The sequence below is a fragment of the Bacillus manliponensis genome (assembly GCF_000712595.1).
Classification (GTDB): domain Bacteria; phylum Bacillota; class Bacilli; order Bacillales; family Bacillaceae_G; genus Bacillus_A; species Bacillus_A manliponensis.
Map to the genome: position 1 here is coordinate 131,762 of NZ_JOTN01000008.1, position 22,928 is coordinate 154,689.

Consider the following 22,928-nt stretch of genomic DNA (forward strand, 5'->3'; position numbering starts at 1 on the left):
TTTTCTTTTTGAAAAAAATTAACTTTAAAAGGGGAAATGTAGCATGTCACAGCAAGTTACAATGTCATTTTCAGTTGTACCGCAAGCAAAAACAAAGGATGTCTATTCTGTAGTAGATAAAGCAATTGAAGTAGTACAACAATCGGGTGTACGCTATGAAGTTGGTGCGATGGAGACAACATTAGAGGGAGAACTAGATGTACTTTTAGATGTAGTGAAACGTGCGCAGCAAGCTTGTGTTGATGCTGGAGCTGAAGAAGTAGTGACTTCTATTAAAATCCATTATCGTCCAAGTACGGGTGTAACAATTGATGAAAAAGTGTGGAAGTATCGTGATGAATATGAAAAACCAGAAGCAATCTAATGGAATTATTACAGCGGTATGGCTGCTCCTTCTCATTGGAATATGGGAAGGAGCCGTCTTATTATTTCAAATAGAGCCGTGGATTTTACCAAAACCATCAGCAATTGTTAGTGAAATTATTGGAATGAGAGAATTACTGTTACCAAATATGTGGCAAACATTACAAGAAGTTTTAATTGGACTATTTTTTGCAATTCTAATTGGAACAACAATCGCAGTTTTAATGGATGTCATTCCGTTATTACGAGTTCTTATTAATCCGTTATTAGTTATTTCACAAACGATTCCAATTGTTGTGTTAGCGCCATTATTTATTATTTGGTTTGGGTATGGAATGCTTCCAAAAGTAATGGTTGTCATTCTTGTTTGTTTCTTCCCGATTACACTTAGTATTTTAGAAGGTTTTCAAACAGTTGATAAAGGGATGCTGAAGTTACTGCAAACGATGCGTGCAACAAAATGGCAAGTGTATCAAAAAGTAAAGTTTCCAGCGGTATTACCATATTTCTTCTCAGGTTTGAAAATTGCGGTTACATATAGTGTAATGGGGGCAATTATTGGTGAATGGCTTGGTGCGAGTGAAGGATTAGGGGTCATGTTAACGCGCGCGACAAAATCATTTTTAACAGCACGTGTATTTGGAATTGCAGCCGTTATCGTTGTAATGACGCTTATGTTGTATTTCATCGTAGAGTTTATGGCAAGACTAACAGCACCATGGATTTATAGAAAGGGCGATAAAAAATGAAAAAGGGATTAAAGATTATGCTAGCAGCTTTTCTTGCATTGGGAGCAGCTGGCTGCGGAACTGATAAAAAAGAAGACAGTACAGAGAAAGAAGTTACAGTTGTACTAGATTGGTTCCCAAATACGAACCATACAGGGTTATATGTAGCAGAAACAAAAGAGTATTATAAAAAACAAGGGTTAGATGTAGAGATTATTCAGCCAGGAGATAACACATCTGGCGAACAGATGGTGGCATCAGGAAAAGCTGACTTTGCAATTAGCTACCAAGAAAATGTAACATCGGCTCGTGCAGAAGGTATTCCGGTTGTTTCAATTGCGGCAATTATTCAGCATAATACATCAGCATTTGCTTCGTTAAAAGAAGCGAATATTACATCTCCAAAAGATTTTGAAGGCAAACGTTACGGTGGCTGGGGTGCGCCTGTTGAAGAAGCGATGCTAAAAACAGTTATGGATAAGCATAACGCTGATTATAGTAAAGTTGAAAACATTGTACTTGGCCAAACAGACTTCTTTAAATCAATTGGACGTGACGCTGATTTTGAATGGATTTATTATGGATGGGACGGTATTGAAGCGAAGCGCCAAGGTATCGATTTAAATATGATTATGGTAAAAGATTTAGATCCAGCGTTAGATTTTTATAGCCCAGTTATTATTACGAGTGAAAAGCATGCACAAAAAGATAAAGAGTTTGTGAAAAAGTTTATGAAGGCGACAGCAGATGGCTATAACTTTTCAATTGAAAATCCAAAAGAAGCAGCGGACATTTTAATTGAAAGTGTGCCAGATATTAATAAAGAGTTAGTGCAGGATAGTCAAGAGTGGTTAAGTACGAAATATCAGGACGATGCAAAAGCATGGGGAGTACAGAAGGAAGAAGTTTGGACAAATTACATGAATTTCTTACATGAAAACAAAGTGATTAAGAAGAAAATCGATGTAAAAGATGCGTTTACGAACGAATTCCTTCCAAGTGAAAAATGAGTGGATTACAAATAAAAGATGTGACAAAAGAATTTGATGGAAAAAATGTTTTAGAGAAAATTAGCACTCACATTGAAGAAGGTGAGTTCGTCTCGTTTGTTGGACCAAGTGGCTGTGGGAAAAGTACATTATTAAATATTATTGCTGGAATTGAGATAGCAAACAAAGGTGATGTACGATATGAAAATCACTCTATATTAGGGCAGGATGTTGTAAGTTATATGCCCCAGCAAGACTTATTGTTACCGTGGCGTTCTGCCTTACAAAATATTGTTCTTCCGCTAGAAATCGATGGTATGCCGAAAAAAGAACGCATTGCGGCCGGGATGGAAGTGTTGGAGCAGTTCGAACTTGCTGAGTATGCTGAGCACTATCCAGATGCATTATCAGGCGGAATGAGGCAACGTATTAGCTTTTTACGAACACATTTATGCGACAAACCGATTATGCTGTTAGATGAGCCGTTTGGAAAGTTAGATGCTTTTACAAAAATGGAAGTTCATAATTGGCTCTTACATTCATGGCAACAAGAAAAGCAAACGATTGTGATGGTAACACACGATTTAGATGAAGCGATTTTATTGTCCGATCGTGTCTTTATTTTGTCGCAAAGACCAGCAACAATTGTTGGGGAAATAAATGTGAATTTACCTCGTCCAAGAACGATGGATATGTTAACATCGATAGAATTAAAAGAAGACAAGGCGAAAATCTTAGAGGTTTTAGCGCCTTATATGAGAAAATAAAAAAGGACATCCTAGAAAGCTACTAGGATGTCCTTTTTTATTTCGAAATGATTGTAACTTATGTTTAATGATAGTTTATAAAAAAATATATTTTCAGAAAATAATATTGACATTTTTTTGCATCACCCCTACTATTAGTTACATAGTTTTGGAAAATTTTATATGAATACTCTTATCTAGAGTGGTGGAGGGACTGGCCCGATGATACCCGGCAACCGAGCTTATAAATTGTAAGCTTAGGTGCTAATTCCTGCAAAACGGTTTTCGTTTTGAAAGATAAGAGAGGCGTTTCTCTTGTCTATTTGACACCTCTCTTATTGGAGAGGTGTTTTTTATTGGTAAAAACATATATTGAGGAGGAATGTATATGAAAAAGTGGTTGTTAAGTATGATAGGCGGGGCAGTATTGCTGCTCGGAGCATGTAGTCAAGATGTGAGTAAGGAAACAAAGGCGTTAGATGAAAAGAAAATCACAGTTGGTGTAACTGGTGGACCGCATGAACAAATTTTTGAGAAAGTAAAAGAAGTAGCGGAAAAGGATGGTTTACAAGTTAAGATAAAGGTTTTTAACGATTATGTTATGCCAAATGTATCGTTAGATGAAAAAGAAATTGATGTAAATAGCTATCAAACAAAATCATATTTAGATGTGTTTAAGGCTGAAAGAAAAATGGAATTAACAGAAGCATTTTCAACAGTAACATTCCCGATGGGTATATATTCCAGTAACTTAAAAGATATAAACGATTTAAAAGAAGGAGATGCGATTGCTGTGCCGAACGATCCAACAAATGAATTACGTGCATTAAAATTGTTCGAAAAAGCCGGTGTGTTGAAAGTAGATCCAAAGGCAACAGAAAAAGCAACAGCAAAAGATGTCATTGAAAATCCAAAAAACTTGAAGATTGTAGAATTAGAAGCATCGCAATTACCGACTCAATTAAGTGAAGTGAAGGCAGCTGCAATTAATACAAATTTTGCAATAGGAGCAAATTTAAATCCATCAAAAGATTCTATTTTCCGCGAAGGGAAAGATTCGCCATATGTAAACTGGGTTGTCGTTCGTACTGAAAACAAAGACGATGAGGCTTTGAAAAAGTTAAAGAAAGCTTACCACTCTAAAGAAGTGAAAGAATTTATTGAGGAAAAATTTGATGGTTCGGTATTGCCGTCATGGTAGGGGCTGATAAGAATGATTGAAATAAAGAATGTATCAAAAGTATTTACAACAAAAACAGGGAAAGTTGAAGCACTCAAGCCAACATCAATAAAAGTAGAAAGAGGAGAAGTATTTGGTATTATCGGCTATAGTGGTGCTGGTAAAAGTACATTAATACGTTGTGTGAATTTATTAGATAAACCGACAACTGGAAGTGTAATTGTGAATGGTCAAGATTTAACTTCCTTATCCCAAAAAGAATTGGCACAGGCTAGACGAAAAATCGGGATGATTTTCCAAGGGTTTCATTTAGTAAAGACAGTTAATGTGTATGAAAATATTGCATTACCTTTAAGGTTGGCTGGAGTTTCTAAAAGGGAGATTGAAAAACGGGTAGAGAAATATTTACGTATTGTTGGACTGTTAGAGCGAAGAGGGGCATATCCTAGTGAACTGTCTGGTGGTCAAAAACAGCGTGTTGCAATCGCCCGAGCTTTAGCACATGAACCAGAGGTGTTATTAAGTGATGAAGCGACAAGTGCGCTAGATCCAGAAACAACAGAGTCCATTTTAGAGCTATTACTAGAAATTAATGAGAAAATGAGGATTACCATTTTATTGATTACACACGAAATGAATGTAATTCAGCGTGTATGTGACCGCGTTGCTGTTATGGAGCGCGGGGCTATTGTTGAAACTGGTACAGTAAAATCTATTTTTACAGATCCGAAGCATAAGGCAACGAAAAAGTTCATAAGTAGTGCTTTTTCGTTCACAATCCCAGAAGGGCTGCAAGAAGAATTACAAAATAAAGGAGAAATCGTAATTCTTTCTTTTATAGGGAATTCTTCTAGTGAGCCAGCACTTGCTATAGCAACAAAACGTTTTCAAGTATATCCAAATATTTTGTCGGGTAACATTACACAGTTAAAGCGTGAAGCTTACGGCAGGTTAGTTGTTCATATGCAAGGGGAACAAAGCGAAGTGAAACAGGCGCTTACATTTTTACAGGAACAAGGAATTATTGTAGAGAGGAGCCAAAAAGACTATGGGGAGCAAATCCTTTTTGGATGAATGGGGAACAGTGATATGGGAAGCAACTGTTCAAACTTTTCAGATGACATCTATTTCACTGCTAATTTCAATTGTCGTTGCACTGCCGCTTGGTATGGCTCTTGTTTTAACAAGACCAAATGGTCAATTAGAAAATAGAATTGTATATGTCATTTTTAATACGGGTATTAATATTATTCGATCTATTCCATTCATCATTCTATTATTCTTCATTCTACCGTTTACAAAGTTAATTATGGGGACATCAATTGGTGTGAAAGGTGTTATTGTACCACTTGTTGTATTTACGGCGCCGTATATTGCACGTCTAATGGAGACAGCATTATTGGAAGTCGATCGGGGGATTATCGAAGCATATCAAGCGATGGGGATTTCAAATATGAAAATTATTTGGCACGTGATGATAAGAGAAGCACGTCCATCACTTATTCTTGGATTAACGATTGCAACAATTGGATTAATTGGTGCAACGGCAATGGCAGGGTTAGTAGGGGCTGGAGGTCTTGGAGATTTGGCATATCGATTCGGGCACTTACGTTATGAACCAGAAGTGATGTATGTAACTGTACTTATTTTAATTGTTCTTGTTCAAGGATTACAATCGTTAGGAAATGGTCTTGCAAGGAAGTTAAAGAAAGATTAATAGAAAAAGCGATATCTCACTAATAAGAGATACCGCTTTTTTTATTAATCTCCAGAAACAACAGCGTTCAATAATTCTGCTGGAGTTCCAGTTCCAGCACCGCCAATTGTCACCGTTCCACCAGCAGGAATTTCACCATTCCAACCATTGTTTGTAATGACATAGTGGTTATTTGTGCTGCTTACAAGTTTGGAGTCCCAAACTTGTGTTAACGTTCCATTGTAGTCAAAATCTAAAGTCCAATTTTTAATTGGGGTTGTTCCTGTGTTTTTAATTGTGATTGAGAAGTTGTAGCTCGTACCCCAATTAGATGTAACTGTAAATTTTACGTCGCTATTTCCACTACCTGGTGGTGTAGTACCATCGTTTGTTTTTACAGTAATAGAAGCTGGTTGTGATTTATTACCTGCTGCATCTTTAGCGACGATAGAGAATGTATACTCTGTATTTGGTGTAAGGTCTTTAATTGTTATATTGTTTTTCGTTGTTGTCCATTTTCCGGTACCTGATGTTACTTCATATTCTGTCACACCGACATTGTCTGATGAAGCTGTCCAGTTTAGTTGAACTAGCGTTGCATTTTTATTTGCAACAGTTATATTTTTTACGTTTGTTGGTGCTTCTACATCTTTTGAGTTAATAGGTGATCCGAGTAATTCTGTTACTAACGTATCAAGAAGCTTTGGACCAGTACACGTATACTTTTGACTTGTACGACAGTCGCCGCTTAGCTCCCAGAACATTGCACCGCCAAGACCTTTTGTTTTAATATAATCTGTTTTATGTTTCATAGATTCTGGATCGTCGTAACTAATGAAAGCACCCGTTGTAGCGTTATAAAGGAAAGGTACTTTTGCTGCATCATTCCAATAGCGAACATATCCATTTTTGTTCACGTAGTTTGCTGCTAAGTCACCATAATCGAAAATACCTGTATTACCTGAAGAGAAGTCGTCCCAAGTTCCTTTCGCTCCGTATCCGCCGTTCACTCCAGGTTTACAAGGTTGATATTCTCCAGTATTATCCGGTCCTGGCCCGCAATTTTGCCAACCACGGCCGTAAAATGCTACACCTAATACAATTTTATTTAACGGTACACCTTCTTTTTGATACACATCAATTGCACCGTCTACGTAATATTTCTTCGGTAGTACTGGGTTTTTTGGATCACCGTATAATGCAGCGTTATGGTTGGTAGATGATTCAAAAGCACCGTGGAAGTCGTAAGTCATAATGTTAATCCAATCAAGGATTTCAGATATTTTTTTAAGCTCTGTATGGTCAGCGTAACGTTGACTTGCACCGGAAGCAATTGTTAATAAATATTTCTTTCCATCTTCTTGTCCAGCTTTATCTAAAGCTTGTCGTACTTCTTGTAGAAGCAGGGTGAAGTTTTGTTTATCCTCAGGACGATAGCTACCTCCAGGAATTGTTTCAACACCTGGGTATTCCCAGTCGATATCTACGCCATCAAACCCGTATTCACGGATGAAAGCAACAGAGGATTCCGCAAATGTTTTGCGCATTTTTGGATCAGCTGCCATGTCTGAAAAGCGATTCGACCAAGTCCAGCCGCCAACTGAAATTAACGTTTTTAAGTGGGGATATTTTGCTTTTAACTTTTTTAGTTCCCCGAAATTTCCGCAGCGCGCGTATTTATCGCAATCTTCCCATGTTGTTCCGGATCCTGGATAAGATTTTTGAACATCAGCCCAAGGTTCCCCTAATACGAGCGTTCCATTTGGAACTTCTTTATTTTGTAATGGTACACCAGGTTCTTTACAAGCCCATGTTTGTTTATTTGGATTATCTGGGTGAGTTGACGGGTTCCCATGTCTTCCGTCCCAACAAATGTCGGCAAATGCATAGTTTAAATGAGTAAGTTTTGATGCATCAATGTCCGCGACTTGATAGTTGCGACCGTAAATGCCCCAAGAAGGGAAATAACCAACAATTTTTTGACTTGTGTTTGACTGAGTTGCGGCAGCTGCAGTAGGAGTTACAAAGTTTGTTAGAAAGAGAGGTAAGAAGAGTAGTACGGATAGAAGAGAAAGTGTAAATTTCTTTGCTTTCATAGTATTGCCCCTTTCGTAATAAATAATCTATTTAATGGTAATGCCATTAAACCAATAGGAATCAAGATGATAAAACATCTATACAACCAAAAAGGATAGATATCATGAGGTCTATACAAATTAGAGGTGTTTTCATCGTAGCAAATGTCTATATTTATGTAAACGCTTTATTTGAAGAGTCGCTTTTTTCTCAACATATGGGAGCAGAAAAATGCGATAATAATAAGGAGTGAAATTAATTTTCGGTTATAGAATATATCGAATTTGTTTAGAAATTCAAAAGTTGATAAATATCTCCTTTTTTATATGAATAGTAAGATATAAACAATTGTGGCGTGATGGTCATTATATATATAAAATAATAGTAGAATAGAAATTTAGGAGTGAAAACTTCTAATGATTAAAATAATTAAAGTTATTTATCCCGCATTAACGGGCTGTAAGACTCCCACCTCAAAACTTAAGAAAAAACGAAGGAGTTTAGGCAGGAGATTAACAGCCCGAATCTAGCTACGACTCCTAAGCACTCGAGCCACAAGCTAATCCTTTCTGTGGCAAACTTCGCCACGCCAAGGCTTATCTTGTGCTTTTCGTGCTTGAACAGTCGTCTTCGCTTTTGAATGTAAAAGCCCGATTGGTCGGGCTGACACTCAGTGGGGGATGAAGAAAACCCCTACTGAGTGAAGTTTCACTTTATTAAAAAGATAGAGTTAAGGAGTAATCAAAATCATGAATAAAAAAAAGACAGCTTTATTGTTATCTGCTAGTTTATTCGCATCACCAATGCATAGTTTAGCAGAAGCAAGTAATGAAGTAATAAAAACAGAGAGCATTCCGGTGATACAACCACAAGAGCAGCATGAAGAAGTAGTAGCGGAAGAAACTACAACTACTCAAAAAAGTAAAGAAGTCATAAATGAAGATAGTAGAGAAGATATCGTAGAGAAAAAGGATATCGAAGAAAGCATTAAGAATGGTTGGATTCAAGAGAATGATAGTATTTATTACTACATAAATAACGTAGTTCAAAAAGATTGGAAGTACATAGAAGAGAAATGGTTTTATTTTCATGAAGAGACCGGTGTAATGCAAACGGGTTGGCACAAAGATGGGACTAGTTGGTATTACCTTGATGTAAACGGTGTAATGCAGACAGGTTGGTACAAAGATGGAGGAAGTTGGTACTACTTTGGCCCAAATGGTGTAATGCAAACAGGTTGGCAAAAGCATGAAGGAAGTTGGTACTACTTTGGACAAGATGGTGTAATGCAAACGGGTTGGTACAAAGATGGAGGAAGTTGGTATTACTTTGATGTAAACGGTGTGATGCAAACCGGTTGGTACAAAGATGGGGGAAATTGGTACTACTTTGGCCCAAACGGTGCAATGCAAACAGGTTGGCAAAAGCATGAAGGAAGTTGGTATTACTTTGACTTGAACGGTGCAATGCAAATAGGTTGGCAAAAGCATGAGGGAAGCTGGTACTACTTTGGCCCAAATGGTGTAATGCAAACAGGTTGGCAAAAGCATGAAGGAAGTTGGTATTATTTTGATACAAACGGTGTAATGCAGACAGGCTGGTACAAAGATGGAGGAAGTTGGTACTACTTTGGCTCAAACGGTGTAATGCAGACGGGTTGGTACAAAGACGGAGGCAATTGGTACTACTTTGGCTCAACTGGTGCAATGCAAACAGGTTGGGTTTCAGATGGAGGAAAATGGTATTATCTTTATGAAGATGGTGTGATGAAAAAAGGACAAGCTTACTTAGATGCCCCTATGATTTTTCAGCTTCCAGAATTAAAAAATGGTTGTGAAGTTGTTTCAATGACAATGATGTTAAAATATCATGGCTATAATGTTGATAAAATGTCTCTTGCTATGCAAATGCCGTTAGATACAACATCTGTTAGAACAAACAGCTCTGGACAAATTGTTACATGGGGTGACCCAGCAGTTGGATTTGTTGGAGATGTGAAAGGAATATCAAAAGGGTATTCTATTGACCCTGCACCTTTAAAGAAAGTGTTAGATCGTTATACAAATAGCGGTATAGATTTAACAGGATCTGATTTTACAAGTATTGAACGTTTGTTAGAACAAGGAAAGCCAGTTGTAACTTGGATTACTGCATCATTCTCACATCCGGTAGCACCAAAAAGTTGGCGCACAACATCTGGGAAAACAATTTATGCAGACTTTGATATGCATGCTGTATTAGTAACAGGATATGATGATAATTATGTATATTTCAATGATCCGCTAAGAAGAGGAAAAGGTGCAAAAGTATCAAAGAGTAAATTTATTAGCAGCTATAACTATATGGGGAAAAAGGCGCTAAGTATGAACTAATATAGTCTGAAGTAGAGGCTGTATATGTGCAGCCTCTACAATAAGAATAAATGAGGGGTGTACGTGAAGAATTTTGAAAATGTAGAAGAACTTACAACGTATATAGAACAGCAACCACTAGTATCATTATTTATTAAGACAGAAAATTGTGGTGTATGCGATGTAATGCTAGAAAAGGTGAGTACTTTACTTAACCAATATTGTAATGTAAAGCAAATTGTTATTTCTCTACAAGATATGAAAGAAGTTTCAGCAAAATATTTAGTTTTTACAGCACCGACTATTATATTATTTAAAGATGGTAAGGAAATAATGAGGGAGTCTCGCTTTATTTCGTTAGGAAAGATTGAACGAATGCTTCAACTATTTTAAAACGAAAAGGGGGATTTATCATGGAGTTTCTAGTTATATTAGTAATCGTTTTTATTATAGGACTTATTGCGGTAGCGAATTCTGGCAAGCCTAAAGCAAACCCACATAACAAGTCAAAGAACAGTAATTATTCTGCTACAACTTCATCACCTGCCTATTTTGCAGGTCCGGATAGCTCTAATGATTGTGGAAGTAGTGATGGTGGATTTTCAGGTGGAGATGGTGGAAGCTGCGGCGGTGGTGGAGATTAAAAAAGTACGCTCTATATGAGTGCATTTTCTGTTTAAACAAACGTTTGATTAGATGCTAGAAAGGTTATATCTATTCATACAAAAGGGGATATTATGGAGAAGAAAGTTCGAATCAAAAATAAAAAGAAAATGATGATATGTGCTGTAATTGGTGGCGGGTTTATCCTTCTCAAATTTGGTTTGAAAATAGGTTCATTTCAAGCTATTCGTATAGCACTTGAGAAAGTATTTTCCTAAATATAGGGAATTGTCTCTTGTAAAAGAGATGATTCACATGTTAATATTAGACTGAACGGTCGGTATAGTGAGGTGTAGAGAATGAGGAAAAGTGCAGAAGAAATAAAAAAAGAAATTGCTTATAAGGCAGAAAAGTTATTTACACAAAAGGGATATGCAACAACATCTATGGAAGATATATGTGAAATTACCGGGCGTAGTAAAGGGAGTATTTATTACCATTTTAAGAGTAAAGAAGAGTTATTTTTATTTGTCGTAAAGCAGCATACGTACGATTGGCTTGAAAAATGGGAAGAAAAAGAAAAGCAATATGAAACAAATAAAGAGAAGTTATATGGATTAGCTGAGTTTTTCGCTGAAGATGCGCAAAGTCCTATTTTTAGTACGGTAGAAGAATTTGTCACAAGTCAAGTCGTTGGTAAAGAAATTATGGATGAAATGATAAGTCTATCGAGAGAGTCTTATCGTATTTTTAAAATGCTAATAGAAGAAGGAATGGCGTCAGGTGAATTCCGTCAAGACGATGCAAATGATCTCATGTACATTTTAAATGGTTTATTATCAGGACTTGGCACATTGTATTATGAAGTGGACGAAACAGAAATGAAACGTATTTATAAAAAGGCAATCGATGTATTGTTAAAAGGGATAGCAGCTGAATAATGAATCAGCAGCTTTTCTTTTACACTAAATTAGACTGGATGGTCGGTTTAACAGGAGGAGACTATAGAATGAAAACTTTATTAAAAAATCGAGTATTTATGCTCGTAATGACGTCGGATATTTTACAACAATTAGCAATTTGGATAAGGAATATGGCATTACTATTTTTTGTGATGGAGCAAACGAATAATAATCCTGTTGCTGTTTCTTTATTATCGGTTATGGAATATGCACCAATCTTTATCTTTTCTATTATTGGAGGAGCACTAGCTGATCGCTGGAATCCGAAGCGTACAATGATTGCAGGTGATATATTAAGTACAATTTCTATTATTCTTATCGCTTTATTATTTCAAGGTGGATATTGGCAAGCAATATTTGCGGCAACGTTCATATCAGCTGTTGTGAGTCAATTTTCTCAGCCATCTACTTCCCGCGTATTTAAGCATCATGTGGAAAAAGAACATGTCCCTGTAGCGATTGGCATATCACAAAGTTTACAATCATTATTTCTTATATTTGGTCCAGCGTTAGGAACATTCGTATACACACAGCTTGGATTATCTGTGTCGCTTTATAGCTTAATTATTATTTTTGCATTATCAGCATGTTCTCTTCTATTTCTGCCAAAGTGGGAGCGAGAAGAAGTTGTTACGAGTTCATCATTATGGAGTGATATAAAAGTAGGGTGGTTTTATGTATTACGCTCTAATCAGTTATGTATGTTAGCAATTACTTTTGCGATTATTGGCTTGGCTGCAGGTTTAACACAACCATTGGAAGTATTTCTTGTTATTGAGCGATTAGGAATGGATAAAGAGGCAGTGCAATATTTGACCGCAGCGGATGGCATTGGCATGTTAGTAGGTGGATTAGTTGCAGCAATTATTACTACAAAAGTAAAGCCGAAGTATGTACTCGTAGCAGGGATTACAATGTTGGCAATGTCATTTGTTGTAGAAGCTTTCTCTACATCATTTTTACTAACTGTTACAATGCGCCTTCTAACTGGAATTTGCTTAGCTTCTGTTAACGTTATAATTGGCACGTTCATGATTCAACTTGTAGATGAAAATATGATAGGCCGTGTAAATGGTACAATCTTGCCGTTATTCATGAGTATGATGTTAATTGGAGTTTCGTTAGGTGGAGTGCTAAAGGCAGCAACTTCATTAATTGCTGTATTTAGCATTGCATCATTGCTTGTACTTGTAGCAGTTTTACCAATATTAAAAATGAAAATGGATGAAAAACAAAACTAATCCTTATTATGTATATTCCCATTCTAAAAGGGTTTTAAAAAAGATTTAGAGAATAAAAGAATGGGAAGGGAGAGAGTGTTATGGTAATTTCAGAGCAAGAGAAACAATCCGTATTAAAAAATTTTTTAACAGAATCAGGGGCGATAAAAAATATACCCGCACAGCATAAAAAGAAGCTCATCGTGCTTGAACATATGGTAAAAGGATTGGAGTATGGAAGGCAGTATACAGAGAAAGAAATCAATGAGTATATTAAGAGGTTTCATGAAGATTTTGCGACGATTCGAAGGGAGTTTATCGTGCAAGCATTTATGGACCGTGAAAATAGTATGTATGAAGTGAACCGAGAAGAAGTTTGGAAAATAAATAAATGATAAGAGAACCTCCTGTATATAGATACAGGAGGTTCTTTGCTACAACGTCTTAGATTTTTGACCCGGGGGTGTTACAGAAGTAGTTACTTCAGGTACTTTTGTTAATAAAATACCACCGATAATAAATAAGACGATAATACTTAGTACACCAGCATTTGTTTGTCCCGTTACTTGCGTTGTAACTCCGACGAGAACTGGCCCCATAATAGCAGCAAATTTACCGAAAATGTTATAAAAACCGAAAAATTCATTTGCTGATTCTTTCGGAACAAGTTTAGCAAAGTAAGAACGGCTTAATGCTTGAATGCCGCCTTGTGATGTAGCAACAAGCATTGCTAAAATCCAAAAATCAAGCGTCGTTTCTAAGAAATAAGCATAGGAACAAATGATAATGTATATGATGATTCCGACATATAGCATCTTCTTGCCGGTAAATGTTTCAGAGAGTTTACCATACAATAATGCAAATGGACAAGCAACGATTTGTGTTACAAATAAAATAATTAATAAATCTGTTGCACCAATGCCAAGATCTGTCCCGTATGCAGTCGACATTGTAATAATAGTATCAACACCGTCAATATAAAAGAAATATGCAAGGAGGAACCAAAAAATAGTCTTGTATTGACGAATGTTCTTAAATGTTTCAAATAAACGTTTAAAGCTCGTGACAACTGGTTTTGGATGACGTTCAATATAATAACGTTGCTCTACGTTCTTAAGCATAGGGATTGTAAATAGTCCCCACCAAAGTGCTGTAATTGCAAACGAAATTTGACTCGCGATTCCTATAGAAAAGGGCAGCACACCATTTTGTGCAAGCATAATAAGAGCGATACACCCGATAAACGGAATTGTACTTCCAATGTAACCAAGGGCAAATCCACGAGATGAAATCTTGTCCATTCGGTCAGATGATGTTACATCAACTAAAAAGGCATCGTAAAAAATATTTGCTCCCGCGAATCCAATTAAAGCAATCATGAAGCATCCAAGCAACAGTAACCATTGTGAAGTAGGTACAATGCTAAGCATGCTCGTAAAGATAATACCGAGTGCAAAAAAGAATGTAAAAAAACGTTTTTTGAACCCTTTATAATCTGCAATTGTCCCAAGAAGTGGTGCAAGTATAGAAACAAATAATGTTGCTAATGAAGTTGTATACCCCCAAAAGGCCGTAGAATCCGTACTAGATATACCGGCTTCACTTGCAGCGGTTTTGAAATAAATTGGAAATAGTGCTGTCGTAATAACAAGCGAAAAAACCGAATTTGCCCAGTCATATAATATCCAGCTTTTTTCTTGCTTGGACATTTTCTTCATGAATGTTCCTCCTTTTAATCATCTTAATACCATTTTACAGAAAGGGATGTGCAAAAAAGAGACAGTGTATAAATCTTTACATACTTTTTACATGTATTTAAAGATGAATAGACCGCAATGCTCATTCTGTCGCTTTCATAAAGTGAAACTTTACTCAGTGGGGATTTTCTTCACCCCCGACTGAGTGTTAGCCAGACCAATCGGGCTGTTAATCTCCCACTTGAACTTCTTTGCTTTTTCTCAAGTTTTGAGGTGGAAATCTTACAGCCCGCAAATAGCGGGATAAAAGTTTGTATGTTGTTATTAGTATCTAATTATATAAGATTATCTCTAATTAAAGTTTTTTTATTTTCTGATTTTTTGACGTATAATCAATTTAATGACGGAAGGGAGGAGAAAATAATGCAAATTTTTATACTTAGCGGTATTGTAGCAGCCATTGTTATGTTTATCATTTCTTTTATATTACGTAAAATGTTTCCTACTCGTTCATTCGATATTAGTTTTGGATTTCTTGTTATTATTCTTTGTATTGTCGGCTTTTTCGGTTCAATGTATTTTGAGAATGGATGGGAAGGGATGGCATATGGATTCCTTTACTTGTTCATTCTAATAGGAACACTGATTGGTATGATACTTCACCAAATAATGAAGATTGTTAGGAAAGGTGTACTTTGAATTTAAAAAGTCCAAAAGTGAAAAATTTTGTATTGCATTCCTAAATTCTGTGTATTATGATAAGGAACAATAAATATATGGTAAAAAACAAGGAAAAAGGATTAGTACATATTTTACTCTTTTTCAGAGAGAGAATCGGTTTGGCTGTGAGATTCTTATTGAGCGATATGGAACCTACCTTTGAGTTTCTGCTTGCGCAGCGGGTGAAGCCCGTTATCAAATAAGAGAGCATATACATGTTGTATATGAATCAGGGTGGTAACGCCGATAAAAGCTCGGTCCCTATTTTAGGGATGCGGGCTTTTTTTATTTTACAAAAAAGGAGAGAAAAGCAATGGCGAAAGGACAAGTACAAGCAATTACAAAGATGGAAGATGATTTTGCTCAGTGGTATACCGATATTGTAAAGAAAGCAGAGCTTGTTGATTATTCTAGTGTGAAAGGTTGTATGATTTTACGTCCGTATGGTTATGCAGTTTGGGAAAACATACAAAAAATAATGGATGAGAAATTAAAAGAAACTGGGCACGAAAATGTGTATATGCCAATGTTCATTCCAGAAAGTTTGCTTCAAAAAGAGAAAGATCACGTTGAAGGATTTGCACCAGAAGTAGCGTGGGTTACGCATGGTGGAAATGAAAAGTTGGCAGAACGGTTATGTGTTCGTCCAACATCAGAAACATTATTTTGCGAACACTTCTCGAAAATTGTCCAATCGTACAATGATTTGCCAAAGCTATATAATCAATGGTGTTCTGTCGTGCGCTGGGAAAAAACGACGCGTCCATTTTTACGTACGGCGGAGTTTTTATGGCAAGAAGGTCATACAGTTCATGAAACAGCAGAACAGTCTGAGGAGCAAACAATCCGTATTTTAAATTTATATGCTTCATTTTGTGAGGAATATTTAGCGATTCCAGTTGTAAAAGGTCAAAAGACAGAGAAAGAAAAATTTGCTGGGGCCAAAGCAACTTATACAATTGAAAGTTTAATGCATGACGGCAAAGCATTACAAACAGGCACATCTCATAATTTTGGAACAAACTTTACAGAAGCGTTTGATATTAAATTTTTAGATCGAAACGGAAAATGGCAATATGCGCATCAAACGTCTTGGGGTGTATCAACAAGGATGATTGGTGGATTAATTATGGTGCATAGTGATAATAACGGTCTTGTACTACCACCAAAAATTGCACCAACGCAAGTGATGATTGTACCAATTGCTCAGCATAAAGAAGGTGTAGTAGAAAAGGCAAATCAGTTGCAAAATCGAATTAAAAAGGTCGCACGAGTGAAAATGGATGTAAGTGATAAATCACCTGGATGGAAATTTAATGAGTATGAAATGAAAGGTGTACCAATTCGTTTAGAGGTAGGGCCAAAAGATATTGAAAAGAATCAAGTTGTACTTGTTAGACGTGATACAAAAGAGAAAGAGTTTGTATGTATGGATGAATTAGAAGTGCGTATTCCAATATTACTTGATGAAATTCATGAATCTTTATTTCAAAAAGCAAAGGTATTACGTGAGGAAAAAACATATCATACCGTGACATTTGAAGAAATGAAAGAATTAGCACAGGAAAAACAAGGATTCATAAAGGCAATGTGGTGCGGTGATGTGAAGTGCGAAGAGAGATTGAAAGAAGAAGTTGGTGTGACATCGCGTTGCATACCATTTGAGCAAGAAAAATTAGCGGAGAACTGTGTATGTTGTGAAAAAGAAGCAAAGCATATGGTGTACTGGGGAAAAGCATATTAATAAAAAAATCGCGTAAAGCATGAGGGGATATCTACATGCTTTACGCGATTTTTATCACTTATTTCTTTATTAGTGAACCTAATTCTTCTGTAATAGCTTGCATTTCACTAATACTAAATGTTTCACGTTTCATTACATGGTCGTAAATGTCACGTAAATCTTCGTATGTTTCTTCATCAAAGTTAGAAGCTTTCATTGCGCCAACGTTTACCATACGTAATTTTTCTTTGATCGTTTCAACCATATATTCAACGTTTTCTTGTGATTTTACTGATAAATCCATGAAAGGATCCCCCTTTTTTACAATACATAGCTTTATCTTATCATCTTTTATCATTTTCGTTAATGTAAGTTTTCAATCGTATTAAATTAGTAGAGATTTCCTTTATAACAGATTATTGATTGTTTATACTATATATAAGAAATGCATCATGAAGGGAGGAAGCAAATATGGTTCAAGTATTATTTGTTTGTCTTGGGAACATTTGCCGCTCTCCGATGGCAGAAGCGATTTTTCGGGAGCTTGTAAAAAAAGAAGGGTTAGCAAATCAAATTCAAGTTGATTCTGCTGGTACAGGAGATTGGCATATCGGTCACCCACCTCATACAGGAACACAAAAAATTTTAATGGAAAATGAAGTTTCTTTTGAAGGAATTACAGCTCGCCAAGTAGAAAAAGAAGATTTAACAAAGTTTGACTATATTATTGCAATGGATAATAAAAATTTCTCAGATTTACAAAGCTTAGGTAATATAAGTGGCTATATTGGAAAACTTTCCAATTTTGTTCCAGAAGGTGGTTGGACTGATGTTCCGGATCCTTATTTTACAGGGAACTTTCAAGAGGTATATGACCTTGTAACAGAAGGATGTGCAAAATTATTAACATTCATTCGCACACAAAAAGGAATATGAGTTAAGTTCTAACAAAATAATTGAAAGGGTGAAGGAATATGGCAAAGAAAAATAATGTAATTAGAAACATTGCAATTGGTGTAGCGGCAGGTGTGGCGGTTTCGATGTTAAAGAAGGAAAATCGCGATAAGGTGAAGGGCACTGCTGAAAAAGCAAAAACAAAAATGATTGAAATTGGTGAAAACGCTAAGCTACGTGAAAAAGTTCAGACTGTTACCGATAAAGGGCGTGAATTCGCAGATTTAGAAGTTGTAAAGGCGAAAGTGGCTGAAATTAAAAAGCTGACACCAACAGTTGTTGAAACGTTAAAAGAAACGAAAGAAATTTTTAATAAGAAAAAAGAAGCTGCTATTGAAAAGAAAGAGACAGTTGCGATTCAGCCTGTAAATACAGAAGGGAAAGAATTACAAAGTGAAACTGAACCTGTCGTAGCGGAAGATGGCGGTATGCAAGAAGCACGTGAAATGTTTATGAAAACAGAAGAGAAGGTAACAGAAGAATTTATTGAAATTCAGCCAACTAAAGAAGAGAAGCAAAGTGTGTAAATAAATAAGATGAAAAAATTGTTAGAAAGAGCAAGAAAAAATAACGTTTATACGTTTGGAGAAGACTTGTATAAGCGAACGATGCGAGATGATGTAGCGGGCTTGGCAGCACAGCTCGCTTATTTTTTCTTGCTTGCTATTTTCCCGGGTCTTGTTTTTTTAATTACACTTGTTGGTTATATTCCTATTCAGACAGAAGACGTTCTGCAATTGTTAGAGACATATGTACCTGAAGATGCAATGGCATTAATTGAAATAAACGTCCAAAAAGTAATGAATGAACAAAATGGTGGTTTATTATCATTTGGTTTACTCGCAATGTTATGGTTTGCTTCAAATGGTGTAAATGCGGTTATGAATGCATTTAATCGTGCTTACGATATAAAAGAAACACGTTCTTTTATTACAACAAGGGCACTCTCTATCGTTTTGACGTTAGCGATGGTTTTTATGATTATGTTTGCTTTAATCGTTCCTGTTTTCGGGCAACTTATTGGAGCTGCTGTTTTTCGCATACTCGGTTTATCAGAGAGTTTTGCAGTTGTATGGAGCGCTGTTCGATTAGTAGCCAGTTTCTTCGTATTATTTGGTCTGTTTAGCTTCCTATATAAATTTGCACCGAACAAGCATTTAGAACGTAGAGAAGTAATTTCGGGTGCTCTATTTGCAACAGTTGGGTGGATTGTGGTATCGTATTCATTTGCTTTTTATGTTGAAAGATTTGGAAATTACGCCACTACATACGGTGGTCTCGGTGGTATTATCGTTTTAATGTTATGGTTTTACTTAACCGCGTGGGTTATTCTACTCGGCGGAGAAATTAACGCATTGCTGAATTGTTACAGAATAGATAGCAATAATTCCCGTAATGGAAAGTAGCCTCTTTTCCCATACTAGAAGAGAACCGAAGAGGAGGGAAGCAGCCATGAGTAACAATAAGAAAAATCATAACAATAAAAACCAAGGTAAACAAAAAAGTAGTTCACATCCTAAGCACAAAACAAGCAGTAGCGCAAACTCACATAACGGTTTCCATTAAAAAAACGGGTTCCTTTTCGGAACCCGTTTAATTGTGATCTTTTAACAGGCGTAGGCCATTTAAAAAACGAGAATCGTACTTCCTTCATGACCGATTAGTCAAGCGGTAACGCTAAAAATTGTATGAAGTTTCACTTTATTTTTATAGTTAAGTTAAAAAACTTGTGTTTTTCCTTTTGTTTTGTTACATTTTACTCTTGTTTGTAACAAGATGAGAGAGGAAGAAAAAATGTGAAAGTAGAAAAAATTTTTACTCATCCACTAGGCGTTTTTATCGCTGCTATAGTTGCAACTTTTCTTTGGGGAAGTGCATTTCCTTTTATTAAACTTAGTTATACTGAGCTGCATATTCAGCCGCATGAAGTTGGTGAGCAAATTTTATTTGCGGGGTATCGATTTTTCTTATCTGGTTTTATGTTGCTTATTTTCTTTAAGTTAATTGGGCAGCGTATGGCTTTTAGACGGGAAACAACGAAGCAACTTGTACAAATTGGTTTATTTCAAACGTTTTTACAATATGTATGTTTTTATATCGGTTTGAGTTATAGCACAGGAGTAGAAGGAGCAATCTTATCGGGAACTTCATCGTTTTTTCAAATTTTAATAGCACACTTTTTATATAAAGACGATGCATTAAATGTAAGAAAAATAGTTGGTGTAACAATTGGTTTTTGCGGTGTGATTCTTGTAAATATTCCAAGAGGAGAGATGACATTTAACTTTGGAATTGGTGAACTATTACTTCTTAGTGCGGCACTTTTATATTCATATGGAAATATACTCGCAAAAGAAGGAAGTAAAACGATGGACGTTGGCTATATGACTGCCTATCAAATGATTATCGGTTCTTTTGGTCTATTATTCATTGGAATTTTACAGGTTGGGGTTGCCCCATTTACGTTTAGTTTGAATGCGTTCCTTATGTTATTATATTTATCATTTTTATCAGCAGCTGGTTTTTGTATATGGAACACAATTATGAAATATAACAAAGTGGGAAAAGTGTCTATGTACATGTTCTTTATTCCTATGTTTGGTGTTCTATTATCAAGCTTCATTTTGGGAGAAGAGTTACATTCCTTTATTTTATTTGGTTTAGCATGTGTAGCAGCCGGAATTATTGTTGTCAATCGTCCGCAAGGTATTAAAAGGGCAGAGAAGATAAAGCAGACAATATAAGAAGAACAAAATATGTTCTTCTTTTTTTATTTGACAAATTTCGCTATAAAAAAGGAAAATGATCGTTCAATCACGAATAACATATCAACATTTATTTATCAAGGAGCATAGTTGTATGAATGAAATGTACATATTAATAGGATTACAAATTACACTACTTGTAATCGGTATGATATCTGGTGTGTGGAAATCAAATAAGACGGGGAAAAATGAACCGTTACCATTATTTATTCGCATTTTACTTAGTTTTTCGCTTACAGGAGCAGCGATATGGATGTGGGTGCAAAATCCAGGAGATCCATATCGCCACTGGATTGCAATGGGTATGACATTTTCGACACTTGGTGATTTATTTATGGCAGGGCTTGTTCCATTTGGTCATCGTTTAATAGGAGGGATGATGACTTTTGCAATTGCTCATTGTTTTTATGTAACAGCGTTTTTACTAACAGGTATTTCAACGATAGGATTGCTAATAGGTGTAGTCCTATATGGTTTAGTTTTCATTATTGCTTGGTTTACTTTTATTCGAAATTCAAAACGAGATAAGGTATTTACAATTGGCTCTTTTATTTATGGTATTTGGGTTGGTGGAATGGCGTGTTTTGCGTTTGCTTTAGCATATGCAGGTAACGGGATATGGTGGATTCCTGCGATTGGTGGATTGCTATTTGTTATTTCAGATGCGATTATTGGAATTACAGAAATTGGAGACAGGAAAGTGAAATATGATCCACTCCTTATTTGGGCGACGTACATAGCTGCACAAATGTGTATTATATATGTTGGAATTTAAAAAAATCCGATTTTTACTTATACAGTAAAAATCGGATTTTTTTATTGGGATAAATTATGAATATGATATAGACCTGTACTACTCTGCAATTTCTTCGTAAACAAAGTACGTTACGTTATAAATATGTTCCACTTCTTCATCTGTCATATAGAGTAATTCCTCACGTTCGATTTCTTTTTTCTTCTCAATAAAATCAATCATATTTTTCCGTTCTTCTCTTCTCATTTGTATTTCTCCTCCCACACTGTTTTAATACAGTTTATTTAAGTTGATACTATTATATAACAGAATCTTTAGAAAGTTCCAGCTTTTTTCACATTTTTTTGAAGAATAATCGTTCGACAAAATATAGTGGTGAGGTTTTAACGATAAGCTGATTTTTATCCTGCTATTTGCGGGCTTTAAGATCCCCACCTCAAAACTTGAGAGAACGCGAAGAAATTTAGGTGGGAGATTAACAGCCTATAAAAGCCCGATTAGTCGTGGGGATGGAGAAACCCCTTAATGATTGTTAGTCGAACTTTATAACCTGTTAATAAGAGAGAATGTTAAAAAAGAAAAGCCCTCTCTCATATATTTCAAATATGAGAGAGGGGGAATGTTATAACCTTAAAAATTCAGGTTGGGAAGTGCCAGCACCATCGATGTAATAAATTGTATCTGGGTTAATTTTAATCAGTACATAGTTCGGGTCTTCAGGTCCAAGTAGCCAGCGTTTTAAACCGTTATTCCAAAATTTATTTTTTAATGTTGCATCTTCTTCAATAGAAGCAGTTCCTTCAACTTCAATATAACTTTCATCAAAGTTTTTACTTTTTTTTCCGAGTAAAATGTGTACATTTGGATTTTTCTCGATATCAGCTATCTTTTTAGACTGGCGATCAGTCGCTACATATAAAACAAAGTCTTCATGAAAAAAAATCATAAAGGAACTATGTGGTTTATTGTCACGAATGGTAGCAAGGACTCCAGTCTTATCATTTTGGATGATACTCATAATTTTTTCTTTTATATGCATGTAAATGCCTCCTTTTTCTTTACCTCTATTACTTTTTTCTTTCCTACCATTTTTTAAACGTAAATATCATGAAATAGGGAGGATTAGGAAAAGAATAATAAAGTGAAACTTCACTCAGTGGGGGCATCCCACACTGAATGTCAGCCCGACCAATCGGGCTTTTACGGGCTGTTAATCTCCAAACTAAACTTCATTGCTTCTTTCAAGTTTTGAGTGGGGAGTCTTACAGCCCGCAAATAGCGGGATAAAGTGAAGCTTTCATTCAGAGGAAGATGCTCCAACTCACGGGCTATTCGCCAAATTAGTTTAGCTGTTACTTGTCCCATTATCTTTTTTCAATTTCTCAAATTATGAAGAGAGAG

26 protein-coding genes, 1 riboswitch and 1 other annotated feature are annotated in these 22,928 nt (G+C 35.9%); of the genes, 21 read left to right on the forward strand and 5 right to left on the reverse strand.

Translation table 11 applies throughout. From position 1 onward, the window contains the following. The first annotated feature begins 43 nt into the window (after window positions 1-43). From BAMA_RS11470 to BAMA_RS11500, 7 genes are all read left to right on the forward strand, one after another. A complete protein-coding gene (locus BAMA_RS11470) occupies window positions 44-364 on the forward strand; it encodes an MTH1187 family thiamine-binding protein (RefSeq protein WP_034639118.1) in 321 nt (106 codons plus the stop codon). Next, window positions 336-1,112 (forward strand): ABC transporter permease, encoded by a 777-nt coding sequence (locus tag BAMA_RS11475; protein WP_034639120.1) that lies wholly within the window; start codon window positions 336-338, stop codon window positions 1,110-1,112. The genes BAMA_RS11470 and BAMA_RS11475 overlap by 29 nt, the downstream gene beginning before the upstream one ends. Then, entirely contained in the window at window positions 1,109-2,101 is a 993-nt protein-coding gene (locus BAMA_RS11480) for an ABC transporter substrate-binding protein (protein WP_034639121.1), read from the forward strand. The genes BAMA_RS11475 and BAMA_RS11480 overlap by 4 nt, the downstream gene beginning before the upstream one ends. Next, complete coding sequence (locus BAMA_RS11485; RefSeq protein ID WP_034639122.1) at window positions 2,098-2,847, forward strand: ABC transporter ATP-binding protein; 750 nt, start codon at window positions 2,098-2,100, stop codon at window positions 2,845-2,847. The genes BAMA_RS11480 and BAMA_RS11485 overlap by 4 nt, the downstream gene beginning before the upstream one ends. 169 nt (window positions 2,848-3,016) lie before the next feature. Next, window positions 3,017-3,130: riboswitch (SAM riboswitch) on the forward strand. 84 nt (window positions 3,131-3,214) lie between these two features. Then, on the forward strand, window positions 3,215-4,027 hold the full coding sequence (locus BAMA_RS11490) for a MetQ/NlpA family ABC transporter substrate-binding protein (protein WP_034639123.1): 813 nt from the start codon (window positions 3,215-3,217) through the stop codon (window positions 4,025-4,027). 12 nt (window positions 4,028-4,039) lie between these two features. Continuing rightward, window positions 4,040-5,080 carry a methionine ABC transporter ATP-binding protein gene (locus tag BAMA_RS11495; protein ID WP_034639124.1) on the forward strand — a complete coding sequence of 347 codons (1,041 nt, stop codon included), beginning with the start codon at window positions 4,040-4,042 and terminating at the stop codon, window positions 5,078-5,080. After that, window positions 5,055-5,723, forward strand: a complete 669-nt coding sequence (locus BAMA_RS11500) for a methionine ABC transporter permease (RefSeq protein ID WP_034639125.1) — start codon at window positions 5,055-5,057, stop codon at window positions 5,721-5,723. The genes BAMA_RS11495 and BAMA_RS11500 overlap by 26 nt, the downstream gene beginning before the upstream one ends. A 44-nt stretch (window positions 5,724-5,767) precedes the next feature. Here the strand turns inward: BAMA_RS11500 and BAMA_RS11505 are convergent, their stop codons facing one another. Beyond that, a complete protein-coding gene (locus BAMA_RS11505) occupies window positions 5,768-7,798 on the reverse strand; it encodes a glycosyl hydrolase family 18 protein (protein WP_034639126.1) in 2,031 nt (676 codons plus the stop codon). Between the two features lie 729 nt (window positions 7,799-8,527). On the opposite strand from BAMA_RS11505, the gene BAMA_RS23490 reads away from it, so the two are divergent. From BAMA_RS23490 to BAMA_RS11535, 7 genes are all read left to right on the forward strand, one after another. Then, window positions 8,528-10,150: a C39 family peptidase gene (locus tag BAMA_RS23490; RefSeq protein ID WP_051758929.1), complete on the forward strand. Its 1,623-nt coding sequence runs from the start codon at window positions 8,528-8,530 to the stop codon at window positions 10,148-10,150. A 63-nt stretch (window positions 10,151-10,213) separates the two neighbouring features. Then, entirely contained in the window at window positions 10,214-10,522 is a 309-nt protein-coding gene (locus BAMA_RS11515; protein WP_034639127.1) for a thioredoxin family protein, read from the forward strand. A 20-nt stretch (window positions 10,523-10,542) separates the two neighbouring features. Further along, entirely contained in the window at window positions 10,543-10,773 is a 231-nt protein-coding gene (locus tag BAMA_RS11520) for a hypothetical protein (protein WP_034639129.1), read from the forward strand. Window positions 10,774-10,866: 93 nt separating this feature from the next. After that, the gene (locus BAMA_RS24520; RefSeq protein ID WP_157405990.1) at window positions 10,867-11,010 is read left to right on the forward strand and encodes a hypothetical protein; all 144 of its coding nucleotides are present in this window, start codon (window positions 10,867-10,869) and stop codon (window positions 11,008-11,010) included. Between the two features lie 81 nt (window positions 11,011-11,091). After that, entirely contained in the window at window positions 11,092-11,673 is a 582-nt protein-coding gene (locus BAMA_RS11525) for a TetR/AcrR family transcriptional regulator (protein WP_034639130.1), read from the forward strand. Between the two features lie 68 nt (window positions 11,674-11,741). After that, a complete protein-coding gene (locus BAMA_RS11530; protein WP_034639132.1) occupies window positions 11,742-12,935 on the forward strand; it encodes an MFS transporter in 1,194 nt (397 codons plus the stop codon). Between the two features lie 80 nt (window positions 12,936-13,015). Further along, a complete protein-coding gene (locus tag BAMA_RS11535) occupies window positions 13,016-13,309 on the forward strand; it encodes a DUF2087 domain-containing protein (RefSeq protein ID WP_051758930.1) in 294 nt (97 codons plus the stop codon). A gap of 39 nt (window positions 13,310-13,348) precedes the next feature. Here BAMA_RS11535 and BAMA_RS11540 read toward each other — a convergent pair whose 3' ends face one another. After that, a complete protein-coding gene (locus BAMA_RS11540; RefSeq protein WP_034639133.1) occupies window positions 13,349-14,632 on the reverse strand; it encodes an MFS transporter in 1,284 nt (427 codons plus the stop codon). A 402-nt stretch (window positions 14,633-15,034) separates the two neighbouring features. Here BAMA_RS11540 and BAMA_RS11545 point away from each other — a divergent pair, with 402 nt between their 5' ends. Further along, window positions 15,035-15,310 (forward strand): YesK-like family protein, encoded by a 276-nt coding sequence (locus BAMA_RS11545; protein ID WP_034639135.1) that lies wholly within the window; start codon window positions 15,035-15,037, stop codon window positions 15,308-15,310. 81 nt (window positions 15,311-15,391) lie between these two features. Beyond that, window positions 15,392-15,597: a binding site (T-box leader), on the forward strand. Between the two features lie 47 nt (window positions 15,598-15,644). Continuing rightward, window positions 15,645-17,075, forward strand: a complete 1,431-nt coding sequence (proS, locus tag BAMA_RS11550; protein ID WP_034639136.1) for a proline--tRNA ligase — start codon at window positions 15,645-15,647, stop codon at window positions 17,073-17,075. 58 nt (window positions 17,076-17,133) lie between these two features. Here proS and BAMA_RS11555 read toward each other — a convergent pair whose 3' ends face one another. Continuing rightward, entirely contained in the window at window positions 17,134-17,358 is a 225-nt protein-coding gene (locus tag BAMA_RS11555) for a DUF1128 domain-containing protein (protein WP_034639137.1), read from the reverse strand. Between the two features lie 167 nt (window positions 17,359-17,525). Here BAMA_RS11555 and BAMA_RS11560 point away from each other — a divergent pair, with 167 nt between their 5' ends. The 5 genes from BAMA_RS11560 to BAMA_RS11580 all read left to right on the forward strand — a co-directional run bounded on the left by BAMA_RS11560 (window position 17,526) and on the right by BAMA_RS11580 (window position 21,548). Then, window positions 17,526-17,990, forward strand: a complete 465-nt coding sequence (locus tag BAMA_RS11560; RefSeq protein ID WP_034639138.1) for a low molecular weight protein-tyrosine-phosphatase — start codon at window positions 17,526-17,528, stop codon at window positions 17,988-17,990. 38 nt (window positions 17,991-18,028) lie between these two features. Beyond that, entirely contained in the window at window positions 18,029-18,535 is a 507-nt protein-coding gene (locus BAMA_RS11565; RefSeq protein ID WP_034639139.1) for a DUF4075 domain-containing protein, read from the forward strand. 9 nt (window positions 18,536-18,544) lie between these two features. Then, the gene (locus BAMA_RS11570) at window positions 18,545-19,414 is read left to right on the forward strand and encodes a YihY/virulence factor BrkB family protein (RefSeq protein WP_034639141.1); all 870 of its coding nucleotides are present in this window, start codon (window positions 18,545-18,547) and stop codon (window positions 19,412-19,414) included. Window positions 19,415-19,804: 390 nt separating this feature from the next. Further along, window positions 19,805-20,752 (forward strand): DMT family transporter, encoded by a 948-nt coding sequence (locus BAMA_RS11575; RefSeq protein ID WP_034639143.1) that lies wholly within the window; start codon window positions 19,805-19,807, stop codon window positions 20,750-20,752. A 115-nt stretch (window positions 20,753-20,867) separates the two neighbouring features. Next, window positions 20,868-21,548: a lysoplasmalogenase gene (locus BAMA_RS11580; protein ID WP_034639144.1), complete on the forward strand. Its 681-nt coding sequence runs from the start codon at window positions 20,868-20,870 to the stop codon at window positions 21,546-21,548. Between the two features lie 78 nt (window positions 21,549-21,626). Here BAMA_RS11580 and BAMA_RS11585 read toward each other — a convergent pair whose 3' ends face one another. Beyond that, the gene (locus tag BAMA_RS11585) at window positions 21,627-21,773 is read right to left on the reverse strand and encodes a BH0509 family protein (RefSeq protein ID WP_034639145.1); all 147 of its coding nucleotides are present in this window, start codon (window positions 21,771-21,773) and stop codon (window positions 21,627-21,629) included. A 376-nt stretch (window positions 21,774-22,149) separates the two neighbouring features. Next, on the reverse strand, window positions 22,150-22,566 hold the full coding sequence (locus BAMA_RS11590) for a pyridoxamine 5'-phosphate oxidase family protein (protein WP_034639146.1): 417 nt from the start codon (window positions 22,564-22,566) through the stop codon (window positions 22,150-22,152). Window positions 22,567-22,928: the final 362 nt, after the last annotated feature.

Bases quoted from the DNA above. Each gene is read 5' to 3' on its own strand.
- BAMA_RS11470 (WP_034639118.1), top strand. From the start codon at position 44: ATGTCACAGCAAGTTACAATGTCATTTTCAGTTGTACCGCAAGCAAAA.
- BAMA_RS11475 (WP_034639120.1), top strand. From the start codon at position 336: ATGAATATGAAAAACCAGAAGCAATCTAATGGAATTATTACAGCGGTA.
- BAMA_RS11480 (WP_034639121.1), top strand. From the start codon at position 1,109: ATGAAAAAGGGATTAAAGATTATGCTAGCAGCTTTTCTTGCATTGGGA.
- BAMA_RS11485 (WP_034639122.1), top strand. From the start codon at position 2,098: ATGAGTGGATTACAAATAAAAGATGTGACAAAAGAATTTGATGGAAAA.
- BAMA_RS11490 (WP_034639123.1), top strand. From the start codon at position 3,215: ATGAAAAAGTGGTTGTTAAGTATGATAGGCGGGGCAGTATTGCTGCTC.
- BAMA_RS11495 (WP_034639124.1), top strand. From the start codon at position 4,040: ATGATTGAAATAAAGAATGTATCAAAAGTATTTACAACAAAAACAGGG.
- BAMA_RS11500 (WP_034639125.1), top strand. From the start codon at position 5,055: ATGGGGAGCAAATCCTTTTTGGATGAATGGGGAACAGTGATATGGGAA.
- BAMA_RS11505 (WP_034639126.1), bottom strand. From the start codon at position 7,798: ATGAAAGCAAAGAAATTTACACTTTCTCTTCTATCCGTACTACTCTTC.
- BAMA_RS23490 (WP_051758929.1), top strand. From the start codon at position 8,528: ATGAATAAAAAAAAGACAGCTTTATTGTTATCTGCTAGTTTATTCGCA.
- BAMA_RS11520 (WP_034639129.1), top strand. From the start codon at position 10,543: ATGGAGTTTCTAGTTATATTAGTAATCGTTTTTATTATAGGACTTATT.
- BAMA_RS24520 (WP_157405990.1), top strand. From the start codon at position 10,867: ATGGAGAAGAAAGTTCGAATCAAAAATAAAAAGAAAATGATGATATGT.
- BAMA_RS11525 (WP_034639130.1), top strand. From the start codon at position 11,092: ATGAGGAAAAGTGCAGAAGAAATAAAAAAAGAAATTGCTTATAAGGCA.
- BAMA_RS11530 (WP_034639132.1), top strand. From the start codon at position 11,742: ATGAAAACTTTATTAAAAAATCGAGTATTTATGCTCGTAATGACGTCG.
- BAMA_RS11535 (WP_051758930.1), top strand. From the start codon at position 13,016: ATGGTAATTTCAGAGCAAGAGAAACAATCCGTATTAAAAAATTTTTTA.
- BAMA_RS11540 (WP_034639133.1), bottom strand. From the start codon at position 14,632: ATGAAGAAAATGTCCAAGCAAGAAAAAAGCTGGATATTATATGACTGG.
- BAMA_RS11545 (WP_034639135.1), top strand. From the start codon at position 15,035: ATGCAAATTTTTATACTTAGCGGTATTGTAGCAGCCATTGTTATGTTT.
- proS (WP_034639136.1), top strand. From the start codon at position 15,645: ATGGCGAAAGGACAAGTACAAGCAATTACAAAGATGGAAGATGATTTT.
- BAMA_RS11555 (WP_034639137.1), bottom strand. From the start codon at position 17,358: ATGGATTTATCAGTAAAATCACAAGAAAACGTTGAATATATGGTTGAA.
- BAMA_RS11560 (WP_034639138.1), top strand. From the start codon at position 17,526: ATGGTTCAAGTATTATTTGTTTGTCTTGGGAACATTTGCCGCTCTCCG.
- BAMA_RS11565 (WP_034639139.1), top strand. From the start codon at position 18,029: ATGGCAAAGAAAAATAATGTAATTAGAAACATTGCAATTGGTGTAGCG.
- BAMA_RS11570 (WP_034639141.1), top strand. From the start codon at position 18,545: ATGAAAAAATTGTTAGAAAGAGCAAGAAAAAATAACGTTTATACGTTT.
- BAMA_RS11580 (WP_034639144.1), top strand. From the start codon at position 20,868: ATGAATGAAATGTACATATTAATAGGATTACAAATTACACTACTTGTA.
- BAMA_RS11585 (WP_034639145.1), bottom strand. From the start codon at position 21,773: ATGAGAAGAGAAGAACGGAAAAATATGATTGATTTTATTGAGAAGAAA.
- BAMA_RS11590 (WP_034639146.1), bottom strand. From the start codon at position 22,566: ATGCATATAAAAGAAAAAATTATGAGTATCATCCAAAATGATAAGACT.